This is a genomic window from Sphingobium sp. PNB, assembly GCF_019873065.1.
Taxonomy (GTDB): Bacteria; Pseudomonadota; Alphaproteobacteria; order Sphingomonadales; family Sphingomonadaceae; genus Sphingobium; species Sphingobium fuliginis.
Genome location: NZ_JAINEZ010000003.1, coordinates 1 through 18279, shown reverse-complemented (window position 1 = coordinate 18279; position 18279 = coordinate 1). Strand labels below are relative to the sequence as shown.

Here is an 18279-nt window from a genome sequence, read left to right as displayed (position 1 = left end):
AATCTTGTGAAATGGGCACGAAAAAAGCCGCTTCCGGACCTCGCTCCTGCGAAATCCGGCCAGCGGCTTTGCTGTATGATCGGAGGGAGAACGCGATCCCGACCTTGGGAAGGGCTCATCCCGGAAAACGCGCCTCGTCGCGCGACTCTCGTCTTATCTCGTGATTCGATCCATGTTGCAAGGCACAAATTGGCGAGCGCGAGGGTGGGTTTTCAGAAGCTGGCGAGGAAATCCTCGATCCGCTCCGGATCGAATATCCGGCCGTCGAAGAAACGGTCCGGCCCCAGCGTCAGTTCGCCCCGTTTCGATCCCACCGCGAGCGGAGAGGCCACCGCCCCTTCCACCTTCATGCTGGCGCCCGGCATCGCGACGTCGCTGTCCGCCAGCGCCCGGCGGAAGATGTCCGGCCGGAACACCGACGCGGCCCGGGCGGCATTGTCCGCGCTATGGTCCACCATCTTCCAGCGGACGAGCTGCGAATAGATCCACAGCGCCTGGCTGCGCCACGGAAAGGGCGTCGCCTCCCGCGAGAAGAGCATGAAATCGGGCATGGAGAGCGGCGCCATGTCGATGCGGGGCACGATCCTGCCCGACAGCGCGCGCAGGATCACCTCCGCAGGCTGGTCCACATATTGGGGGCGCGAGAGAAGATGCGCCAGCGCCTCCTGATTTTCCGGGTCGTCGCACCAGCCCGCCGCCCGCACCAGCGCCCGCAGCAGCCGGTCGACGCTGTCGGGATTCTCCTCCAGCCAGGGCGTGCGGAAAGCCAGCACCTTCTCCACCCCGCGCCGCCAGATGCGCTCGCCAATGGCCACGGCTTCGGCCAGCCCGGCATCGACGGCCGCGCTGCCCCAGGGTTCGCCCGCGATGAAGCCGTCAATCTCCCCCGCCCCGATCGCCTCCACCGTCAGCGAGGGGGGAAGCACGCGCAGGATGACGTCGCGATCCGGATCGACCCCCGCGCTCGCCAGCCAGTAGCGCAGCATGACGGAATGGCTGGAAAAGCGATGGACGACGCCGATCACCGGCTTGCGCTTCCAGAGGCCGATGGCCGCCGCGAAATCATGCGCGGTGCCCAGCGGGTCGTCCAGCCGCGCCGCTATGTCCGGGTCCAGCGCCTGCGCGAACGCGCTCGCCATCACCAGCATGTTGCCGTTGACGTTGAGCTTGTAGGGCGCGGCAAGCGGCGCGGCCTGCTGGCTCAACCCCAGGGTCACGGCGACGGCGAGCGGCGCCAGCATATGGGCGGCCTGCACCTGGCCGAACACCAGCCGGTCGCGCAACGTCGCCCAGCTTGTCGTGCGGACCAGGTCGAGATGCAGCCCCTCCTCCTCCGCGAAGCCCCTTTCCCGCGCCACCGCCAATACGGCGGCGTCGGTCAGCGGCAGGAAGGCGATGCGCAGGTCGGTCGTCATCACATCCCTCCCAACAGGTCGCTGGCGGTGATGAGGGCCTGGGCGACGTCCACGATCTTCTTTCCCTGATTCATCGCGCTCGACCGCAGCAGCGCATAGGCGTCCGGCTCCGAAAGGCCGCGCTGGCTCATCAGGATGGACTTGGCGCGATCGACGATCCTGCGGTCGGACAGCGCGGTGCGCGCCTCGTCCAGTTCGGACTGCAATTTCGCGAAGGCGTTGAAGCGACGCACCGCCAGTTCCAGCACCGGCTTCACCCTCTCCTTCCGCAGCCCGTCGACGACATAGGCGGATACGCCCGCGTCGATGGCCGCGCCGATCATCGCCTCGTCGGACTGGTCGACGAACATGGCGATGGGACGGGCGAGCGCCCGGCTGACCGTCAGCATCTCCTCCAGCGTATCGCGGCTGGGGCTGCCCAGGTCCATCAGCACGACGTCCGGGGCCATGCGTTCCAGCCGCGCGACGAATCCGCCGCGCGGGGGGACGATATGAATATCGTCATAGCCCGCCTCGCGCAGCCCTTCCTCCAGAACCGTCGCGCGCAGGCCGCTGTCGTCGATGATGACGATTCGCATGAGACCCCAAGCCTTTTTCGCCACTCAGTGGCCGCGATGTTGCGCCGCGTCAATCGGGCGCGACCGACGACAGTTGCCAAGGATGACGCGCCGCTGTATCCCCCGATCCCGTTTCCCGGAGGATGACGTCATGGACAACTATCTGATCGCAAAGCCCAATCGCTCTGCCCTCAGGAAAGTTGCCGTCCATGCCCTCCATCGTCATTTCCCAGCTCGGCTGGTCCGCGCCTGACGGCACGGCCGTCCTTTCCGGGCTCGATTTTCGTTTCACCGCCGAACGACTCGGCCTTGTCGGACGCAATGGAGTCGGCAAGTCGACCTTGCTCGCCCTGATCGCCGGGCAACGCGCGCCCGCCAGCGGCACGATCCGCATCGACGGCGGCATCGCGACGCTGCGCCAAACCGTTCAGGTCGACCCGGAGGAACGCATTGCCGACCTGTTCGGCGCGCGGGAGGCGCTGGCCCTGCTCGGCAAGGCGGAGCGGGGCGAGGCCGATATGGCGGAGCTGGAGGCCTGCGACTGGACGCTGCCCGGGCGGATGGAGGAAGCGCTGGCCTCCGTCGGGCTGGCGGCCGATCCCGACACGCCATTGCTGGCCTTGTCCGGCGGCCAGCGCAGCCGCGCCGCGCTGGCCGGAGCGGCCTTTGCCCGGCCCGACTTCCTGTTGCTGGACGAGCCGACCAACAATCTGGATGCCGAGGGGCGCGCTGCCCTGTCCGACCTGCTTTCGCGATGGAAGGCCGGCGCGATCGTCGTCAGCCACGACCGCGCGCTGCTGGAGCAGATGGAGGCCATTGCGGAACTGACGAGCCTTGGCATCCAGCGCTATGGCGGCAACTGGACCGCCTATCGCGAGCGCAAGGCCGTCGAACTCGCCGCGGCGGGCCAGCAACTGGACCAGGCCGAACGGCGCATGACGGACATCGCCCGCCGGACGCAGATCGCAGCCGAGCGCAAGCAGCGCCGGGACGCCGCCGGAGCGCGCAAGGGTGCGAAGGGCGACATGCCGCGCATCCTGATCGGCATGCGGAAGAACCGGGCGGAAGGGTCCGGCGGCGATGCCGCGCGATTGGCCGACCGCCTGCGCCGGGAGGCGGAGGAGGCGGCGCAGGCGGCGCGCAGCCGGATCGAGATCGTCGAAAGCCTGACCGTCGCCATGCCCTCGACCGGATTGCAGGCTGACCGGCAGATCGTGCGGATCGACAGGGTGTCGGCGGGCTATCGCGCCGATGCGCCGGTGCTGCGCGACTTCAGCCTGCGGATCGACGGGCCGGAGCGGATTGCCGTCACCGGGCCCAATGGCGCGGGCAAATCGACGCTGCTGAAGCTGATCGCCGGTCTGATCCCGCCGCTGTCCGGTACGGTGCAGCTATCGGTCGATTGCGCGCTGCTGGACCAGAGCGTCGGCCTGCTCGACCCGCGGGCCAGCATTGCCGCCAATTTCGCCCGGCTGCACCCCCGCGCCACCGAAAATGCCGTGCGCGCGGCATTGGCGCGGTTCCGGTTCCGCGCCGATCTGGCGCTGCAGAGGGTGGGGACGCTCAGCGGCGGGCAGTTGTTGCGCGCCGGGCTCGCCTGCGTGCTTGGCGGCGACACATTGCCGCCGCTGCTGATGCTGGACGAGCCGACCAATCATCTCGATCTCGATTCCGTCGCGGCCATCGAGCAGGGGCTTGCCGCCTTCGACGGCGCGTTGATCGTGATCAGCCATGACTCCGCCTTTCTGGAAGCGGTCGGCATCGGCCGGGAGGTCAGCCTGAAATAGGCGCGCCGGTCAGTGCGCCGCCGAACGATCGACATTGCCGGTGGGGCGCGGGGCAAGCCACACCACGGCGGCGGCCAGGAACAGCACCAGCGCGGCGATGAAGAAGACATGGTTCATCGACACCACCTGCGACTGGGCGTCGACCAGATTGCCCACCGTCTGCCGCGCCTGTTCCTGCGTGAAGCCGCGGCTGGCCAGGTCGGCCATGGTCGCATCGCCATGCAGCGTCCCGACCACCTCATTGCGCCACACCCGCTGCCCGTTCCCCCAGCCGGTCAGCACGATCGACGTGGAAATGGCGATGGCCAGCGTGCGCAGGAAATTCTGCATGCCCGCCGCAGAGGCGGTTTCCTCCGGCCGGACCGACCCCAGGGTCAGCGTCGTCAGCGGGATCATGAACAGGGGCATGCCGAAACCCTGGGCCAGTTGCGGAAGGGAGATCGTCCAGAAATCCGCATCGGTGGTCCAGTGCGCCCGCCAAAGCGTCATCAGCCCGATCCAGGCGACGCCGGTCGAAATCATCAGGCGCACGTCGACCTTGCTCACCAGCCGCCCGACAATGGGCGCCACGAGCATGGCGGTCATCGCCGTGAACGCCGTCGCCAGCCCCGCCCAGGCGGCGGTATAGCCCATCGAAATCTGCAGCCATTGCGGGATGACGACGATACCCGCGAAATAGGCCCCGAAGCAGAGCGCGAGCGTGAACACCCCGGAGGTGAAGCCGATATGGCGGAACACGCGCAGGTCGACGATGGGATGTTCCTCGGTCAGTTCCCAGATCAGGAAGACGCAGAAGCCGATGGCCGCCAGCACCGCCAGCGCGACGATCAGCGGATCGCCGAACCAGTCATGGTCGCGCCCGATGTCCAGCATGATCTGAAGGCAGCCGATCCAGAAGATGAGCAGCGCAAGGCCGATATAGTCGATGGGCAGCTTCATCCGATCCGTCTCCACCGGGGGCAGCAGCACCATGGCGGCAAAGACGCACAGGGCCGCGATGGGCAGGTTGATGAAGAAGATCCAGTGCCAGCTCCAGTTGTCGCTGATATAGCCGCCGACGATGGGACCGAGCGCGGGGCCGAGCAGCGTCGTCATCGCCCACAGCCCCATGACGCGCCCGCGCTGTTCCGGCGGAAAGATGCGCATCAGCAGGGTCTGCGACATCGGCATCAGCGGCCCGCCGCACAGGCCCTGGCCGATGCGGCAGACGACGATCATGCCCAGCGTCATGGACAGGCCGCACAGCAGGGAGAACAGGCCGAAGCCCAGCATGCCGAAGGTGAACAGCCGCACGGCGCCGAAACGCTGCGCCAGCCAGCCGGTCAGCGGCACGCAGATCGCCTCCGCCACGGCGTAGCTGGTGATGATCCAGGTGCCCTGATCGGCGGAAATGCCCAGATTGCCCGCGATATGCGGCACCGAGACATTGGCGATGGTAAGGTCGAGCACGACCATGAAATTGCTGAGCGCCAGCGTCAGCCCCGCCAGCAGGCGATGACGGGGCGACAGGAGCGTGAAGGTTTCGGCCGGGCGGCTCACCACGGGCCTCCCTATTCGCCCGAAAGGTCGATTTCGGCTTCCATGGAAAGCCCGATGCGCAGGGGATGTTCGGCCAGTTCCCTGGGATCGAGCGCGATGCGCACGGGCAGGCGCTGCACCACCTTGATCCAGTTGCCGGTGGCATTCTGCGCCGGGATCAGCGCCATCGACGCGCCGGTGCCGCCGGCGAAGCCGATCACCTTACCATGATAGACGACGTCGCCGCCATAAAGGTCCGAAGTGACCGTGGCGGGCATGCCGACCTTCACCCGGCCGAGCTGGCGTTCCTTGAAATTGGCGTCGACATAGACCTGGGCGAGCGGCACGATGCTCATGATCGGGCTGCCCTGCGCGACGCGCTGGCCGACCTGCACCGACCGCCGGATCACGACGCCGTCGATCGGGGCGCGGATGATGGAGCGGTCAAGGTCGAGCCGGGCATTGTCCAGCTTCGCCTTCGCGGCCAGCACGGCGGGATCGGTGTCGACGGTCGACCCGCGCACCAGCGCGTCATTGGCGGCAAGCTGACCGCTGGCCGCGCCGCGTGTCGCCTCGGCCGTCGCCACCCCGGCCTTCGCCAGATCGAGCGCCGCCTGCGCCGCGGCATAGGCCTTGCGCGCGCTGGTCAGTTCCTCGCCCGAGACGGCGCCGTTGGGGGCCAGCGCCTCCCGCCGACGGAGGTCGATGCGCGCCTTGTCGAAATCGGCCTGCGCCGTCGCGAGCTGGGCCCGCGCCTGGTTGATGTCGGCGCCGCGCGCCTCCACCTGCGCCGCCAGCGAGCCGCTGGTCGCGAGGGTCTGGCGGAAGCGGCGGCGGGCTTCGGCAAGGTCGGCCTCCGCCTGCGCCACGGCGATGCGGGCGTTGGTGGGGTCGAGCTTCACCAATATGTCGCCGCGCTTGACCGCCTGGGTATCCGTCACCAGCACTTCGACCGCCTGGGCGGAAATGAGCGGCGTCACCTGCGCCACTTCCGCATTCACATAGGCATTGTCGGTGCTGACATGGTTGCGGCCGACCAGCAGGTACCAGAGGGCATAGGCCGCGCCGACGACCAATATGACCAGCGCCAGCCGCACGAGCCATTTCTTGCGGGTTTCCATGCGCCGGGCGGCGGCATCGGCCGCATCGTCGGCCTTGCTCGCTTCGGACGTGAATTCGGGCTTGGCGTCAGCCATGGGGCGTATCCTTGGGCAACTGGAGCGGGTTCTGCGCATCGCTGGCGGCAAAGCCGCCGCCCAGCGCGCGGATGAGGGCGATGTCGAGCGTGAAGGCGCTGGCCTCCAGCTCCGCGACGGTCTGGCGGGCGGCCAGAAGCTGGTCCTCCACGTTCAGCACGTCGAGATAGGTGTTGAGCCCGCCTTCATAGCGCTGGCGGGCGATGTCATAGGCTTCCTCCGACGCGGTCAGCGCCGCGCGGGCATCGGTCAGCCGCTGGTCCAGCGTCCGCCGTCCGGTCACGGCGTCGGCCACCTGTTGATAGGCGCCGAGCACGGTCCGGTCATAGCTGGCCACCGCCTCTTCATAGGCGGCGCGGACGCCGCGATATTGGCCGCTGAGCGCGCCGCCATGGAAGATCGGCAGGCTGACCGCCGGCCCCGCATTGCCGAACAGCGAATCCTTCTTGAACAGCGTGTCCGCGAAGGAGCTCGATCCGCCGGAGAAGGCGCCGTTCTGGAGCACCGTCTGATAGCCGAGCGATTGCACGCCGATCAGCGCGCTCAGGCGAATGGCCGGAAAGAAGTCGGCCCGCGCCACCTTGATCCGCTTGGCCGCCGCTTCGGTCCGGGCGAGCGCCGCGGCGACATCGGGGCGGCGGGCGACCAGATTGGTGGTGACGTCCGCCGGCAGGCCGAGCGGACCGGGTCTGCCGAGCCGGGGCCTTGCAATGGCGAGACCCCGGTCGGGTCCGGCGCCGATCAATGCGGCGATCTGATGCTGGCGGACGGCAATCGCCTGGTCGGCGGCGGCGAGCTGCGCCTTGGCGGAGAATAGGGTGGCGTCGGCCTGCCGCTCGCTGCCGCGCGTTTCCAGCCCGTTGGCGCGGCGGTCCGCCACCAGCTTCCGGCTGGCGGTGCGGATTTCCAGCGCGCGGGCCTGAATGTCACGCTCGTCATAGAGCCGGGCGAGATCGGCATAGGCGTCGGCCACGCCGGCCGCCAGCGCCAGCCGGGCCTGCCGCGCATCGATCTCCGCCGCGCGGGCTTCCGAAGTCGCCGCCGCCAGCGCCGCCCGGTTCCTGCCCCACAGATCGAGGTCGAAGCCGAAATCCAGCGCCACCCGGCCGGTACCCAGCCAGCCCTTGGGAACGAATTCCTTGGGCATGCCCATATTATAGCTGGATTTGGTGACGCCGCTGCTGGCGTCCAGATCGCCCGAAGGCAGCAACGGCGCGCCCGCCTGCTGCGCGGCGGCATTGGCCTGGGCGAAGCGGGCGGCGGCGGCGCTGACGTCCGGCGAACCCTTCAGCCCTTCCTCGATCAGCGCGTCCAGTTGCGGATCGCCATAGCCCTTCCACCAGCCTTCGGACGGCCATTGCGCGGAACCGTCGGCCTGAAGGCTGCGCTCCGCCGCGATGCTGGCGGGCGCGCGCACGACCGGCTGGGGGCCAAGGTCGGGCACCGCCGCACAGGCGGACAGCAGGGCCACGCCCCCGGCAAGAAGCCCGGCGCGAGCGGAAGGGGGAAAGGGATTTGGAAGGCGACTCACGGGCATAAAACCGTACCAAATAGTATGAAATGAGCCTTTGCGCCTGATGCGAATCCTTGTCAACCAAAATAGCGTACTATATGGTACGATTTCATGACGGAGCCCATTCCCCCGATCAGCCGCCGCGAAGCGCGGCGCCGCGACCGGCGCAAGACCATATTGAAGGTCGCGTCGCGTTCCTTCATGGAAAAGGGCTATGCCGCGACGACCATGTCGGGGATCGCCGCGGCGCTGGGCGGATCGAAGGGCACCCTGTGGAGCTATTTCCCGTCCAAGGAAGAGCTGTTCGCCGCCGTTCTGGACGACGCGACCACCGCTTATCGATCGCGCCTCGCTGAAATCCTCGATCCCGACGGCGACCTTGCAGGCACGTTGCGGACCCTGGGCGTCAACCTGCTGACGAAGATCACCTCGCCCGAAAGCGTCGCGCTATACCGGCTGGTGGCGTCCGAAGCGGGCCGCTTTCCCGAAATGGGGGCGATCTTCTACCAACATGCGCCGGGCAATACCCGGCGATTGGTGGCCGAATTCCTGGAAAGGGCGATGGATCGCGGCCTTTTGCGCCGGGCAGACCCCGAACTGGCGGCGCGCACCTTCACGATGCTGATGCTTACGGGCTGTCACCAGTCGCTGGTCTGGGGACAGATCGAGCGGGCGACGGCAGAGCAGATCGAGGCCGATGTCGACAATGGGCTGGACTGTTTCCTGCGCGCCTATGCGCCGGAGCCGCGTTAACCATTTCTTTGCCCGCCGATCCTATGCTGCGCGGTGGCAAGAGGTGGGACGTCATGCAATTCTGGAAACGCGACAGCATCAGCAGGCCGCAACAGGCGCAGGGTCCGGACGGCGGACGCGCGCCCCGGCGATTGCGTCTTCTGCTGGTCGATGAAGACGCCACGTCCCGCGCCGTCGTGGCCCGGCGGCTGTCGCATCTGGGCTATGACGTCGCGCTGGCGGAAAGCGGTTTCACCGCGCTCAACATGCTGGTCACGCGGCCGGTGGACATCATCCTGATCGACATGGGACTGGCGCTGCTGCCCGGCCTGACGACGATGCGGAAGATCCGCGCGGCGGGACTGGCCGAAAATGCCTGCTTCGTCATGATCGGCGGGCGGAACGACAGGGTGTCCGCGGTCGACGCGCTGGATGCGGGGGCCGACGACCATGTGGTGAAGCCCTTCGATTTCGACCTGCTGGATGCGCGGCTGCGCCATTTGTGCGCAAGGGCGGAGCAGGTCGGTGCGCTGGCACGGCATAATGCGGAACTGGACGCGCGGATCGCCCGCCGCGCGCTGGAACTGGGCGAAACGCGCGATGCGCTGGCGGAGATGCAGGCGGACAGGGCGCGGCTGGTGTCATCGATCCAGGCGCTGCATGACGAGATCGCCCGGCTCAACGCGGCACGGAACTAGGCCCTGAGGCCGTCATCCCGGCGCAGGCCGGAATGACGGGCCGGAATCACTTCAGCCACTGGGTCGCCGCGAACCAGCCGGCAATGCCGGCCGCCATGGCCATGCACACACCGACCACGCCCCAAAAGGCCCAGGGTTCATGGGCATAGGGTATGCCGTCCACATTCATCCCCAGCAGCCCGGTCAGGAAGGTCAGCGGCAGGAACACCAGCGCCACGACCGAGATGATCAGCGCCTGCCGGTTCATCTGCTCCGCGCGCAGGTCGGTCAGTTCTTCATGGGCGAGCGCCGACCGTTCGCGCACCGCTTCCAGCTCCTCCGCCATGCGGGCGCAGCGGTCGGCCGCTTCCTGGAGGTGCAACCGGTCGTCGGGTTCCAGCCATGACGCATCGGCGGCGGACAGTCTTTCCAATGCCTGCCGCTGTGGCGCGATGAAGCGGCGATAGCCGATCGCCGTCGCGCGGATTTCCGACACGCGCCGCCGCGCCTCCGCCGGGCCATGTTCGGTCAGCGCGCTTTCGATCTCGTCCAGGCCGTCGCCCAGTTCGGCGACTTCCGGGTCGAGCGCTTCGGTGATCTGCTGCGCGAAGGCGGCGATCAGGTCGCCCGGATCGCGGATCAGACCCCGCAGCATCTGCTGCATGACGGGCTCCATCGCCGCGAGCGGCCGATAGCTGACGGAAATGACCCGCGCCTCTTCGGCCCAGAGGCGGATCGACACCAGCGGGTCGCCTCCATCGTCATCCGCCGCGCCAAGCCCGCGCAGGTTCACCAGCGCGCCATGGGCCATCAGCGTGCAGCGCGGCCGGGTCTCCTGCGCCAGCAGCGCGGACAGCGCCGCTTCGGGCATATGGTCGCAGCGGGACGCGACGTGGCGGGCATCCTCCTTCCAGCCATCGGCATGGACCCAACTGAACGGCGCGTCCTGCGTCCGCGCGCAGAAATCGTCGAGCGAGATTTCCTGCGCCCGAGCGCCGTCGAAGAGGAAGACCCGGCTTATGGCGTCCTCTCCATCCAGAGCGACAGGCCTGCCCCCGGATCGTCGGGCGGCGCGTCTGCCAGGATGCGCACGGCATCGGCCCGCGCCCGGTCCAGTATCGCGGCAGGCACGTCCGGCGCGTGATAGACGCGATCCGCCTCGCCCAGCAGGCGGGCGGCGCGCAGGCTGAGATCGTCGGGATCGCCCGACAGCAGGCGGATGTTTTCCAGCCTGTCGGCCCCGGTCCCGAGCCCGCCCCCTTCGGAAAGCCAGTGCGGCACGGCGTCCACGGCTTTGTCGGACAGCGGATCGATCGGCCCGCGCACGGCAAGGCCGGCGTCGATCGCCCGCCGCCTTGCCGCGGCATCGGGCCAGCGCTGGCGGATCGCGGCGCGCGCATCGTGAAGCGCCGTCGCCAGCAGCCCCAGACGGGCCGGCAGCAAAGCTTCGATGCGTTGCCTGAGCGCCTTGGCGAGACCCGCCGAAGCGCCGCCCGTGCCGATGGCGATCAGCACCGGCTCCCGGTCGACAATGGCGGGCAGGGTGAAGTCGCAAAGTTCCGGCCTGTCGGTCGCGTTCACCAATATGCCCCGGGCCCGGAGCCGCTGCACGGTCGCCGCATCGCCATCCGACACGATAGCGAGCGTGGCCTCAGCCGCCTCCCCCACGATCCGCGCGCCCGCGCGTTCGAGCAGGCGGCGCTTGGCGTCCGCCGCCTCCCCTTCGCCGGTCAGGATGACGGCCCGCCCTTGCAACCGCAGGAAGACGGGCAGGCTGTGCATCAGTCCTGCACATCCTTCGACGCTATCCAGGCCGGAATGCTGTCCCCCTCGATCAGCGCCTCTACCGGCGGACGGGCGCGGACCACGGCCCATTTGTCGCCCGACACCAGCACTTCGGGCGTCAGCGCGCGGCTGTTATAGGTGCTCGCCATGGTCGCCCCATAGGCCCCGGCGGTCATGAAGGCGACCAGATCGCCCGCCCCCACCACATCCATGTCGCGGTGCATGGCGAAGGTGTCGCCCGTCTCGCACACCGGGCCCACCACATTGGCGGCGGCGCGCTCGCCCTTCGGTTGCACGGCGCGGATGTCGTGCCAGGCGTCGTAGAGGCTGGGCCGCAGCAGGTCGTTCATCGCCGCGTCGACGATCACGAAGGGGGCCTGCGCGCCCTGCTTCACCCGCACCACCTGCGACAGCAGCACGCCCGCATTGCCGACGATCAGGCGGCCCGGCTCGAACATCAGGCGGACGTTCCAGCCCTGCGTCACCCGCGTCACCATCGCGCCATAGTCGGCGGGGCTGGGCGGCAGCGGCTGCGAGGGATCATAGGGCACGCCCAGCCCGCCGCCGAGATCGGCGGTGCGGATGTCATGGCCTTCGCCGCGCAGCCTTTCGATCAGCGCGCCGACCTTGGCGAAGGCGGCTTCCAGGGGCGCGAGATCGGTGAGCTGGCTGCCGATATGCACCGCCACGCCCTGCACGTCGAGGCCGGGGAGGTCGCGCGCCGCGGCATAGCTGGCCAGCGCCCGGTCATAGGGGATGCCGAACTTGTTTTCCGACTTGCCGGTCGAGATCTTGGCATGGGTTCCCGCGTCGACATCGGGGTTGATGCGATAGGCGACCGGCGCCCTCTTCCCCATCGACAGGGCCACTTCGGAGAGCATTTCCGCTTCGGGCTCACTCTCCAGATTGAACTGGTAGATGCCCTTTTCCAGCGCGATGCGCATTTCGTCGGCCGTCTTGCCGACGCCTGAAAAGACGATGCGGTCCGCCGGAATGCCCGCCGCCATGGCGCGCAGCAGTTCGCCCACGGACACGACGTCGGCGCCGAGGCCCAGCTTCGCCAGCGTCGCCAGCACGGCGGCGTTGGGATTGGCCTTCACCGCGAAGGCGATCAGCGGATCATGGAGCTGCGACAGTCCTTCGCGGAACACGCCGACATGGCGGGTCAGGGTCGCGGTCGAATAGATGTAGACGGGCGTGCCGACCTGCGCGGCGATCTCCGCCATCGGCACCTGCTCCACCAGCATCGCGCCGTCGACATAGGTAAAATGGTCCAAGTCAGTCTATCCTAGAATCTGAGCGCCAAAATCAGCGGGGGTCGCTTTCGGGCGGCAGGTCGAACGGGTCGTCGCCGCGCACCTTCGATTGGGTCAGCAGTTCGACATTCCGTTCCGGCCGCGCCTGGATCGTGGGCGTGGTGAGCTGCGCGGCGGTGGGCGCCGTCGCCGCGCCCACCGGCACGGCGGGCAGGCGCTGCCCCTGCACCGGCTTCAGCGGCTGGCGACCGCCGCAGGACGCCAAGGCCAGCGCAAGCGCCGCCAGCGCAACCCCTTTGGCGATCCGTGCCGTCATCACTTCTTCTGCCCTTTCGCATCGTTCCGGGCCTCAGCGATCCGCGCGCGCACCTGATCGGGCGCGGTGCCGCCATGGCTCCTGCGGCTGGCGACCGAGGCGTCGACCGTCAGCACCGCATAGATACGCTCATCGATCCGCGCATCAATGGCCTTGAGCGTTTCCAGCGGCAGATCGGCAAGCTGAACGCCCGCCGCCTCCGCCGCCGCGACCGCGCGGCCCGTGATATGATGCGCCTCGCGGAAGGGAATGTCGCCCTCCCGCACCAGCCAGTCGGCGAGGTCGGTCGCGGTGGCGAAGCCGCTTTCCGCCAGGCCGCGCATCCGGTCGGTGCGGAACGTCACCGTCTCGATCATGCCGGTCATCGCCGCGATGGACAGGCCCAGCAGGTCATGCGCCTCGAACACCGGCGGCTTGTCGTCCTGCATGTCCTTCGAATAAGCGAGCGGCAGGCCCTTCATCGTGACGCAGAGCGCATTCATGCAGCCCATGATCCGCCCGGCATGGCCGCGCACCAGTTCGGCGGCGTCGGGATTGCGCTTCTGCGGCATGATCGAGCTGCCGGTCGAATAGGCGTCGGGCAATTTCACGAAGCCGAAGGGCTGGCTCGCCCAGATGATGAATTCCTCGGCCAGCCGCGAGAGGTGCAGGCTGCACTGGGTCGCCGCCATCAGATAATCGAGCGCGAAGTCGCGGTCCGACACGCTGTCGAGGCTGTTGTCGGTCGGCTTGGCGAAACCGAGCGCCGCCGCCGTGGCGTGGCGGTCGATCGGGAAGCCGGTCCCGGCCAGCGCCGCCGCGCCCAGCGGGCACTCGTTCAGCCGCTCCCGCGCGTCGGCGAAGCGGCTGCGGTCGCGGCGGACCATCTCATGATAGGCCATCAGGTGATGACCGAGCGTCACCGGCTGCGCGGACTGGAGATGGGTGAAGCCGGGCATCACCGCATCGGCATGCTCCTCTGCGCGGGTGAGCAGCATGGCGGACAGGCCCTGCAGGCCCGCCTCCACCTCATCGATGGCGTCGCGCACCCAGAGGCGGAAATCGGTCGCCACCTGATCGTTGCGCGAGCGCGCCGTGTGCAGCCGTCCCGCCGCCGGACCGATCAGTTCGGCCAGCCGCGACTCCGTGACCATGTGGATGTCTTCCAGGTCCAGATCGACCGGCACGCCGTCGGCTTCATATTCGGCGGCGATGCGGTTCAGCCCCTCGGTGATGGCCTGCGCGTCCTCTCCGTCGACGATGCCCTGTTTGGCGAGCATCGCGACATGCGCCTTCGACCCGGCGATGTCCTGCTTCCACAGGCGCTTGTCGAACGGGATCGACGCATTTATCTCCCGCATGACCGAAGCCGGACCGGCCGCGAAGCGTCCGCCCCACATGCTGTTGGAGCTTTTCCCCGTGCGATCATCCTTACGCTGCGTAATGACACTGCTCCTGCTGGCCGGCCTTGGCGCGTGCGATAAGCAATCCCCGCCCGCCGGGCAAGGCCAGAACGCCACCAGCGGCGAGGCGACGGGACCGGCGCAAAGCGGGAAAGGCGCGTTCAGCTACACGCTCGACAGGTCGAAGGCCGGAACCGCTGCCCCCGATTTCACCTTCCAGAATCCGGACGGCAGCGATGCCAGCCTCAAGGATTTCGCGGGCAAGCCGGTGCTGGTCAACCTCTGGGCGACCTGGTGCGCGCCCTGCGTGGCGGAAATGCCGACGCTGGATGCCGTGGCGGCGGATTATGGCAGGAAGGGGCTCGCCGTGCTCACCATCTCCCAGGACAGCCAGGGGGAGACGGTGATCAAGCCCTTTTTCGAAAAGCATCCGTTGCCGCATCTGAAGGGCTGGATCGACCCGGAAAACCAGTTCGGCTTCCACTACAACACCGGCATGCTGCCGACGACCGTCATCTATGATGCGCAGGGCAAGGAAATGGTCCGGGTGGTCGGCGCGATGGATTGGGCCAGCAGGGAAGGCCGCGCGCTGATCGAAGCGGCGATGGCGAGCTGATCCCCTGCTCCCCCTGTCCACTCGTCATGTCGATAGGTTCGGCATGACGAACAGGGGCAAGGTTTTCCTGAAACGAACTTCCGTCAAAAATCCGCCATGTGCGCTGCTTGCAAAATGCGCCGCGCTACATGCACCCTAATCAATTGCCATTCTACCTCATGGCGTCGCAATCTGTCTGATTTTCCTCCTAGAAATAAAGAAGAAATATTTAATTTTTCTATTTTTTGTGCGATGCGGTAGAGGTTTCATCCTAAAAGTTCGTTGATCCCCCTGTCATGGATAAATGCAAAACAGGGGGCATAGATGACAAGATTATCCGCTCTTCGCCTTTCATTGGTGCTGGCCTCGTCCTGGTCGGCCTGTGCGATGGCGCAGGAGGCGCAGACCGCGCAAGCCGATGATGGCGCCGCCATCATCGTCACCGGCACCCGCGCCGTCGGCATGCAGGCGGCCGAAAGCGCCGCGCCGATCCAGGTGCTGAGCCAGGAGGCGATCAGCCATGTCGGCCAGCCGAACCTCAACCAGGTCCTGACCCAGATCGTCCCGAGCTTCACCGCCCAGACGCAGGGCACCGACCTTTCCAGCTTCTCGCTCTCCGCCCGTCTGCGCGGCCTCAGCCCCAACCACACGCTGGTGCTGGTCAACGGCAAGCGCCGCCACGGCAACGGCATCCTCCAGGTGATCTCCGGCGCGTTCCAGGGTTCGGCGGCGCCCAGCATCGACCTGATCCCGCCGGACGCCATCGCCCGCGTCGAAGTGTTCCAGGAAGGCGCAGCCGCCGTCTATGGCACGGATGCCATCGCGGGCGTCATCAACTTCATCCTGAAGGACAATAATGAAGGCGGCAGCTTCAAGGTCACGGGCGGCCAATATTATGACAGCGAAGGCGAATTGTTCTCCGCCTCCGGCAATATGGGCTTCAAGCTGGGCGAGGACGGCTTCTTCAACCTGAGCCTGTTCCACCGCCGCCAGGATTACACCACGGTCGGCACCGGGCAGGTCCAGATCACCAGGCCGGACGGCACGCTTCAGCCCAACACGCCCGCCCAATGGTCGAACCTGGCGGGCGATGCGCTGTCGGGCATCAACGGCGGCCAGCCCAAGACCTATCTGACCGAAGCCTTCTACAATATGGGCTATGATTTCGGCGGCATCGAACTCTACAGCTTCGGTGATTATGCCCGCCGCATCGGCTATGCCAAGCAGGGCTACCGCCATCCCAAGCGCATCTGCTATAATCCTGCGAACCCGAACGGCGTTATAAATACGGCTGCTTATGATCCCAGCACCTGTTACAGCGATACCGGCATCTACGGCATGGTTCCGCTCCAGCATGTGATCGAGGATGAATATAGCTTTACCGTCGGCGCCAAAGGCGAAGCTGCGGGCTGGAACTACGACCTCAGCACTACTTACGGCTATCAGAAAGACGACATCTGGACAGAACAGTCAGCGCACCGTGAACAGTGGATCGAATCTTATACTGACTCGCTAAAGCCCGGCGCGACCACGGTTCCCAATAGCCCGGATAAGGCCTATGACGGCGGCTTCCGCCTGAGCCAGACCACCGTCACCGCCGACATCCGCAAGGAATTCGAAGTCGGGCTGGCAGGCCCCCTCACCTTCGCCTTCGGCGGCGAATATCGCCGGGATACCTATGAGATCGTCGCGGGCGATTATTATTCGACCTACAAGACCGGCGTCCAGTCCTTCCCCGGATACAAGGCGACCGACGCGGGCAAGTTCCGCCGCAGTTCGCGCGCGGGCTACATCAACCTGATCGCGGAGCCGGTTGAAAACTGGTCCGTCGACCTTGCCGGCCGTTACGAGGATTATACCGACTTCGGCGACACCACCATCGGCAAGATCACCACGCGCTACGACTTCAGCCCCGCCTTCGCGGTTCGCGGCACGGTCAGCACCGGCTTCCGCGCCCCGACGCTGGCGGAACAGAAATATTCGACCATCAACGTCGGTCCGACCAGCGCCGTCGCGCAGCTTCCCGCCGGCACGCCTGCCGCCGCGCTGCTGGGCTTCAACTCGCTGAAGCCTGAAAAGTCGAAGAACTTCTCGGCCGGCGTCGTGCTGCGGCCGGTGCCGAAGCTGGCCATCACGGTCGACGGCTATATCATCAAGATCAAGGACCGCATCACCGGCACGGCGGCGCGCAACGCCGTCCTAAACGGCGTACCGCAGGCTGGGGGCAGCGAAATTCTGAACGCCCTGAACGCGGCGGGCATCGTCCTCGACAGCGCGCTGTTCACCAGCGGCACGATCGGCGTGTCCAGCTTCACCAACGGCATCGACACCCGCACTTGGGGCATCGATTTCTCGGCCGCCTACCCCGTCGCGCTGGACTTCGGCACGCTGAACCTGTCGCTGACGGCGAATTACAACAAGACGAAGATCACCAACAACAAGGTGGGCTACCCCATCTTCAACGCGGCGTCGGAAAGCAATATCGAACGCTCCAACCCCGATTATAAGATCGTCGCCGGGGCGCTGTTCAAAAGCGGCAAATTCGCGCTCAACCTGCGTGAAACCTTCTACGGCAAGACCAGCGTGCTTGTCCGCCCGGCCTTCACGCCGTCCGCTGGCTTCATCCCGAATGGCGGCTTCCTGATCGCGGACGGCGCCATTGTCAACGGGATCAACGCCAACCAGCTCTACTTCAACGGCGTGGTCAAGGCGACCGCGCTCACCGATCTGGAGGCAAGCTACGACTTCACCGATGCCGTCACCTTCTCTGTGGGTGCGAACAACCTGTTCAACAAGCGGCCGGAAGTGCCCGCGCTGATGCAAGGCGTCACGCCGGGCGCTGGCGTCTCGCCCTATATCAACGGCGCCGGGGCCTATAACAGCTATTATGGCCACGGACCCTACAGCACGTCGGGCGGCTATTATTACGCCCGGCTCGACTTCAAATTCTGACGCGTCACGAAGGAAGGGCCGGTCCGCCAAAGGACCGGCCCTTTTTGCATCGGGGAAATAGGCATATGAAGAAATGGTTCGCCCTGGTCCTGGCTGTTGGCGCCACGCCGCTGGCCGCGCAGCAGCCTCCCTTCTCCCCTGCCGTGCGGGCAGGCGATACCCTGTATCTTTCCGGCCAGATCGGCCGGGTGCCGGATGGCATGGACCCCCATAAGGAGGGCTTCGATGCCGCAGTCCGCAATTCCATGGATTCCATCGGCAAGATCCTGAAGGACAATGGCCTCGACTTCGGCCATGTCGTCAAATGCACGGTGATGCTGGACGACATGGCGGATTGGCCACGATTCAACGGCATCTATGTCAGCTATTTCCAGGGCAAGCGGCTGCCCGCCCGAAGCGCGTTCGGCGCGGACGGGCTGGCGATGGGCGCGCCGCTGGAGATCGAATGCATCGCGAGCTTCAAATAGCCGAAGGCCATCCGGCTTTTGGGCCGCGTGGACAAATTCGGAATGTCGGGAAATGGCCAATCCAAGACATTCCCCTCCCGTAAACGGGAGGGGTTAGGGGTGGGCGCGAGCGTAGCGAGCTTCCAGCTTAG

Annotated in this window: 16 protein-coding genes; 6 read left to right on the top strand and 10 right to left on the bottom strand. The window is 66.8% G+C overall.

The features are described 5' to 3' along the window. Positions 1–212: 212 nt before the first annotated feature. Together K7W03_RS01635 and K7W03_RS01630 are read right to left on the bottom strand one after the other, a co-directional pair. Positions 213–1415, bottom strand: coding sequence for an ABC transporter substrate-binding protein (locus K7W03_RS01635; protein WP_099186134.1), 1203 nt, complete (start codon positions 1413–1415; stop codon positions 213–215). After that, positions 1415–1993 (bottom strand): ANTAR domain-containing response regulator, encoded by a 579-nt coding sequence (locus K7W03_RS01630; protein ID WP_025547041.1) that lies wholly within the window; start codon positions 1991–1993, stop codon positions 1415–1417. Before K7W03_RS01630 ends, K7W03_RS01635 begins: the two co-directional genes overlap by 1 nt. A 188-nt stretch (positions 1994–2181) precedes the next feature. Here K7W03_RS01630 and K7W03_RS01625 point away from each other — a divergent pair, with 188 nt between their 5' ends. Continuing rightward, complete coding sequence (locus K7W03_RS01625) at positions 2182–3759, top strand: ABC-F family ATP-binding cassette domain-containing protein (protein WP_222885379.1); 1578 nt, start codon at positions 2182–2184, stop codon at positions 3757–3759. A gap of 9 nt (positions 3760–3768) precedes the next feature. Here K7W03_RS01625 and K7W03_RS01620 read toward each other — a convergent pair whose 3' ends face one another. The 3 genes from K7W03_RS01620 to K7W03_RS01610 are packed head-to-tail and all read right to left on the bottom strand — an operon-like array spanning position 3769 to position 8010. Beyond that, positions 3769–5298 carry a DHA2 family efflux MFS transporter permease subunit gene (locus K7W03_RS01620; RefSeq protein WP_025547043.1) on the bottom strand — a complete coding sequence of 510 codons (1530 nt, stop codon included), beginning with the start codon at positions 5296–5298 and terminating at the stop codon, positions 3769–3771. Positions 5299–5309: 11 nt separating this feature from the next. Beyond that, on the bottom strand, positions 5310–6473 hold the full coding sequence (locus K7W03_RS01615; protein WP_222885378.1) for an EmrA/EmrK family multidrug efflux transporter periplasmic adaptor subunit: 1164 nt from the start codon (positions 6471–6473) through the stop codon (positions 5310–5312). After that, entirely contained in the window at positions 6466–8010 is a 1545-nt protein-coding gene (locus K7W03_RS01610) for an efflux transporter outer membrane subunit (protein WP_222885377.1), read from the bottom strand. The genes K7W03_RS01615 and K7W03_RS01610 overlap by 8 nt, the downstream gene beginning before the upstream one ends. Positions 8011–8097: 87 nt before the next feature. Here K7W03_RS01610 and K7W03_RS01605 point away from each other — a divergent pair, with 87 nt between their 5' ends. Both K7W03_RS01605 and K7W03_RS01600 read left to right on the top strand, forming a co-directional pair. Then, a complete protein-coding gene (locus K7W03_RS01605) occupies positions 8098–8739 on the top strand; it encodes a TetR/AcrR family transcriptional regulator (protein ID WP_025547049.1) in 642 nt (213 codons plus the stop codon). 53 nt (positions 8740–8792) lie between these two features. Then, entirely contained in the window at positions 8793–9416 is a 624-nt protein-coding gene (locus tag K7W03_RS01600) for a response regulator transcription factor (protein WP_048575479.1), read from the top strand. Positions 9417–9462: 46 nt separating this feature from the next. Here the strand turns inward: K7W03_RS01600 and K7W03_RS01595 are convergent, their stop codons facing one another. From K7W03_RS01595 to argH, 5 genes are read right to left on the bottom strand one after another with little or no spacing between them, the layout of a single operon-like run. Further along, on the bottom strand, positions 9463–10416 hold the full coding sequence (locus K7W03_RS01595) for a zinc transporter ZntB (protein WP_044662771.1): 954 nt from the start codon (positions 10414–10416) through the stop codon (positions 9463–9465). Continuing rightward, entirely contained in the window at positions 10413–11177 is a 765-nt protein-coding gene (locus K7W03_RS01590; RefSeq protein WP_222885376.1) for a bifunctional precorrin-2 dehydrogenase/sirohydrochlorin ferrochelatase, read from the bottom strand. The genes K7W03_RS01595 and K7W03_RS01590 overlap by 4 nt, the downstream gene beginning before the upstream one ends. After that, on the bottom strand, positions 11177–12457 hold the full coding sequence (lysA, locus tag K7W03_RS01585; protein WP_222885375.1) for a diaminopimelate decarboxylase: 1281 nt from the start codon (positions 12455–12457) through the stop codon (positions 11177–11179). The genes K7W03_RS01590 and lysA overlap by 1 nt, the downstream gene beginning before the upstream one ends. A gap of 31 nt (positions 12458–12488) precedes the next feature. After that, positions 12489–12752, bottom strand: a complete 264-nt coding sequence (locus tag K7W03_RS01580) for a hypothetical protein (protein WP_025547053.1) — start codon at positions 12750–12752, stop codon at positions 12489–12491. Next, positions 12752–14131 carry an argininosuccinate lyase gene (gene argH, locus K7W03_RS01575; protein ID WP_140042454.1) on the bottom strand — a complete coding sequence of 460 codons (1380 nt, stop codon included), beginning with the start codon at positions 14129–14131 and terminating at the stop codon, positions 12752–12754. Before argH ends, K7W03_RS01580 begins: the two co-directional genes overlap by 1 nt. A 43-nt stretch (positions 14132–14174) precedes the next feature. Here argH and K7W03_RS01570 point away from each other — a divergent pair, with 43 nt between their 5' ends. The 3 genes from K7W03_RS01570 to K7W03_RS01560 all read left to right on the top strand — a co-directional run bounded on the left by K7W03_RS01570 (position 14175) and on the right by K7W03_RS01560 (position 18148). Then, entirely contained in the window at positions 14175–14750 is a 576-nt protein-coding gene (locus K7W03_RS01570; protein ID WP_222885374.1) for a TlpA family protein disulfide reductase, read from the top strand. A gap of 303 nt (positions 14751–15053) precedes the next feature. Further along, positions 15054–17681, top strand: a complete 2628-nt coding sequence (locus tag K7W03_RS01565) for a TonB-dependent receptor plug domain-containing protein (RefSeq protein ID WP_222885373.1) — start codon at positions 15054–15056, stop codon at positions 17679–17681. A 65-nt stretch (positions 17682–17746) separates the two neighbouring features. Beyond that, positions 17747–18148, top strand: a complete 402-nt coding sequence (locus K7W03_RS01560) for a RidA family protein (protein WP_222885372.1) — start codon at positions 17747–17749, stop codon at positions 18146–18148. Positions 18149–18279: the final 131 nt, after the last annotated feature.

Excerpts from the sequence above, each read along its gene's own strand:
- K7W03_RS01635 (WP_099186134.1), bottom strand. The coding sequence starts at position 1,415 with ATGACGACCGACCTGCGCATCGCCTTCCTGCCGCTGACCGACGCCGCC.
- K7W03_RS01630 (WP_025547041.1), bottom strand. The coding sequence starts at position 1,993 with ATGCGAATCGTCATCATCGACGACAGCGGCCTGCGCGCGACGGTTCTG.
- K7W03_RS01625 (WP_222885379.1), top strand. The coding sequence starts at position 2,182 with ATGCCCTCCATCGTCATTTCCCAGCTCGGCTGGTCCGCGCCTGACGGC.
- K7W03_RS01615 (WP_222885378.1), bottom strand. The coding sequence starts at position 6,473 with ATGGCTGACGCCAAGCCCGAATTCACGTCCGAAGCGAGCAAGGCCGAC.
- K7W03_RS01610 (WP_222885377.1), bottom strand. The coding sequence starts at position 8,010 with ATGCCCGTGAGTCGCCTTCCAAATCCCTTTCCCCCTTCCGCTCGCGCC.
- K7W03_RS01605 (WP_025547049.1), top strand. The coding sequence starts at position 8,098 with ATGACGGAGCCCATTCCCCCGATCAGCCGCCGCGAAGCGCGGCGCCGC.
- K7W03_RS01600 (WP_048575479.1), top strand. The coding sequence starts at position 8,793 with ATGCAATTCTGGAAACGCGACAGCATCAGCAGGCCGCAACAGGCGCAG.
- K7W03_RS01590 (WP_222885376.1), bottom strand. The coding sequence starts at position 11,177 with ATGCACAGCCTGCCCGTCTTCCTGCGGTTGCAAGGGCGGGCCGTCATC.
- K7W03_RS01580 (WP_025547053.1), bottom strand. The coding sequence starts at position 12,752 with ATGACGGCACGGATCGCCAAAGGGGTTGCGCTGGCGGCGCTTGCGCTG.
- argH (WP_140042454.1), bottom strand. The coding sequence starts at position 14,131 with ATGTGGGGCGGACGCTTCGCGGCCGGTCCGGCTTCGGTCATGCGGGAG.
- K7W03_RS01570 (WP_222885374.1), top strand. The coding sequence starts at position 14,175 with ATGACACTGCTCCTGCTGGCCGGCCTTGGCGCGTGCGATAAGCAATCC.
- K7W03_RS01565 (WP_222885373.1), top strand. The coding sequence starts at position 15,054 with ATGACAAGATTATCCGCTCTTCGCCTTTCATTGGTGCTGGCCTCGTCC.
- K7W03_RS01560 (WP_222885372.1), top strand. The coding sequence starts at position 17,747 with ATGAAGAAATGGTTCGCCCTGGTCCTGGCTGTTGGCGCCACGCCGCTG.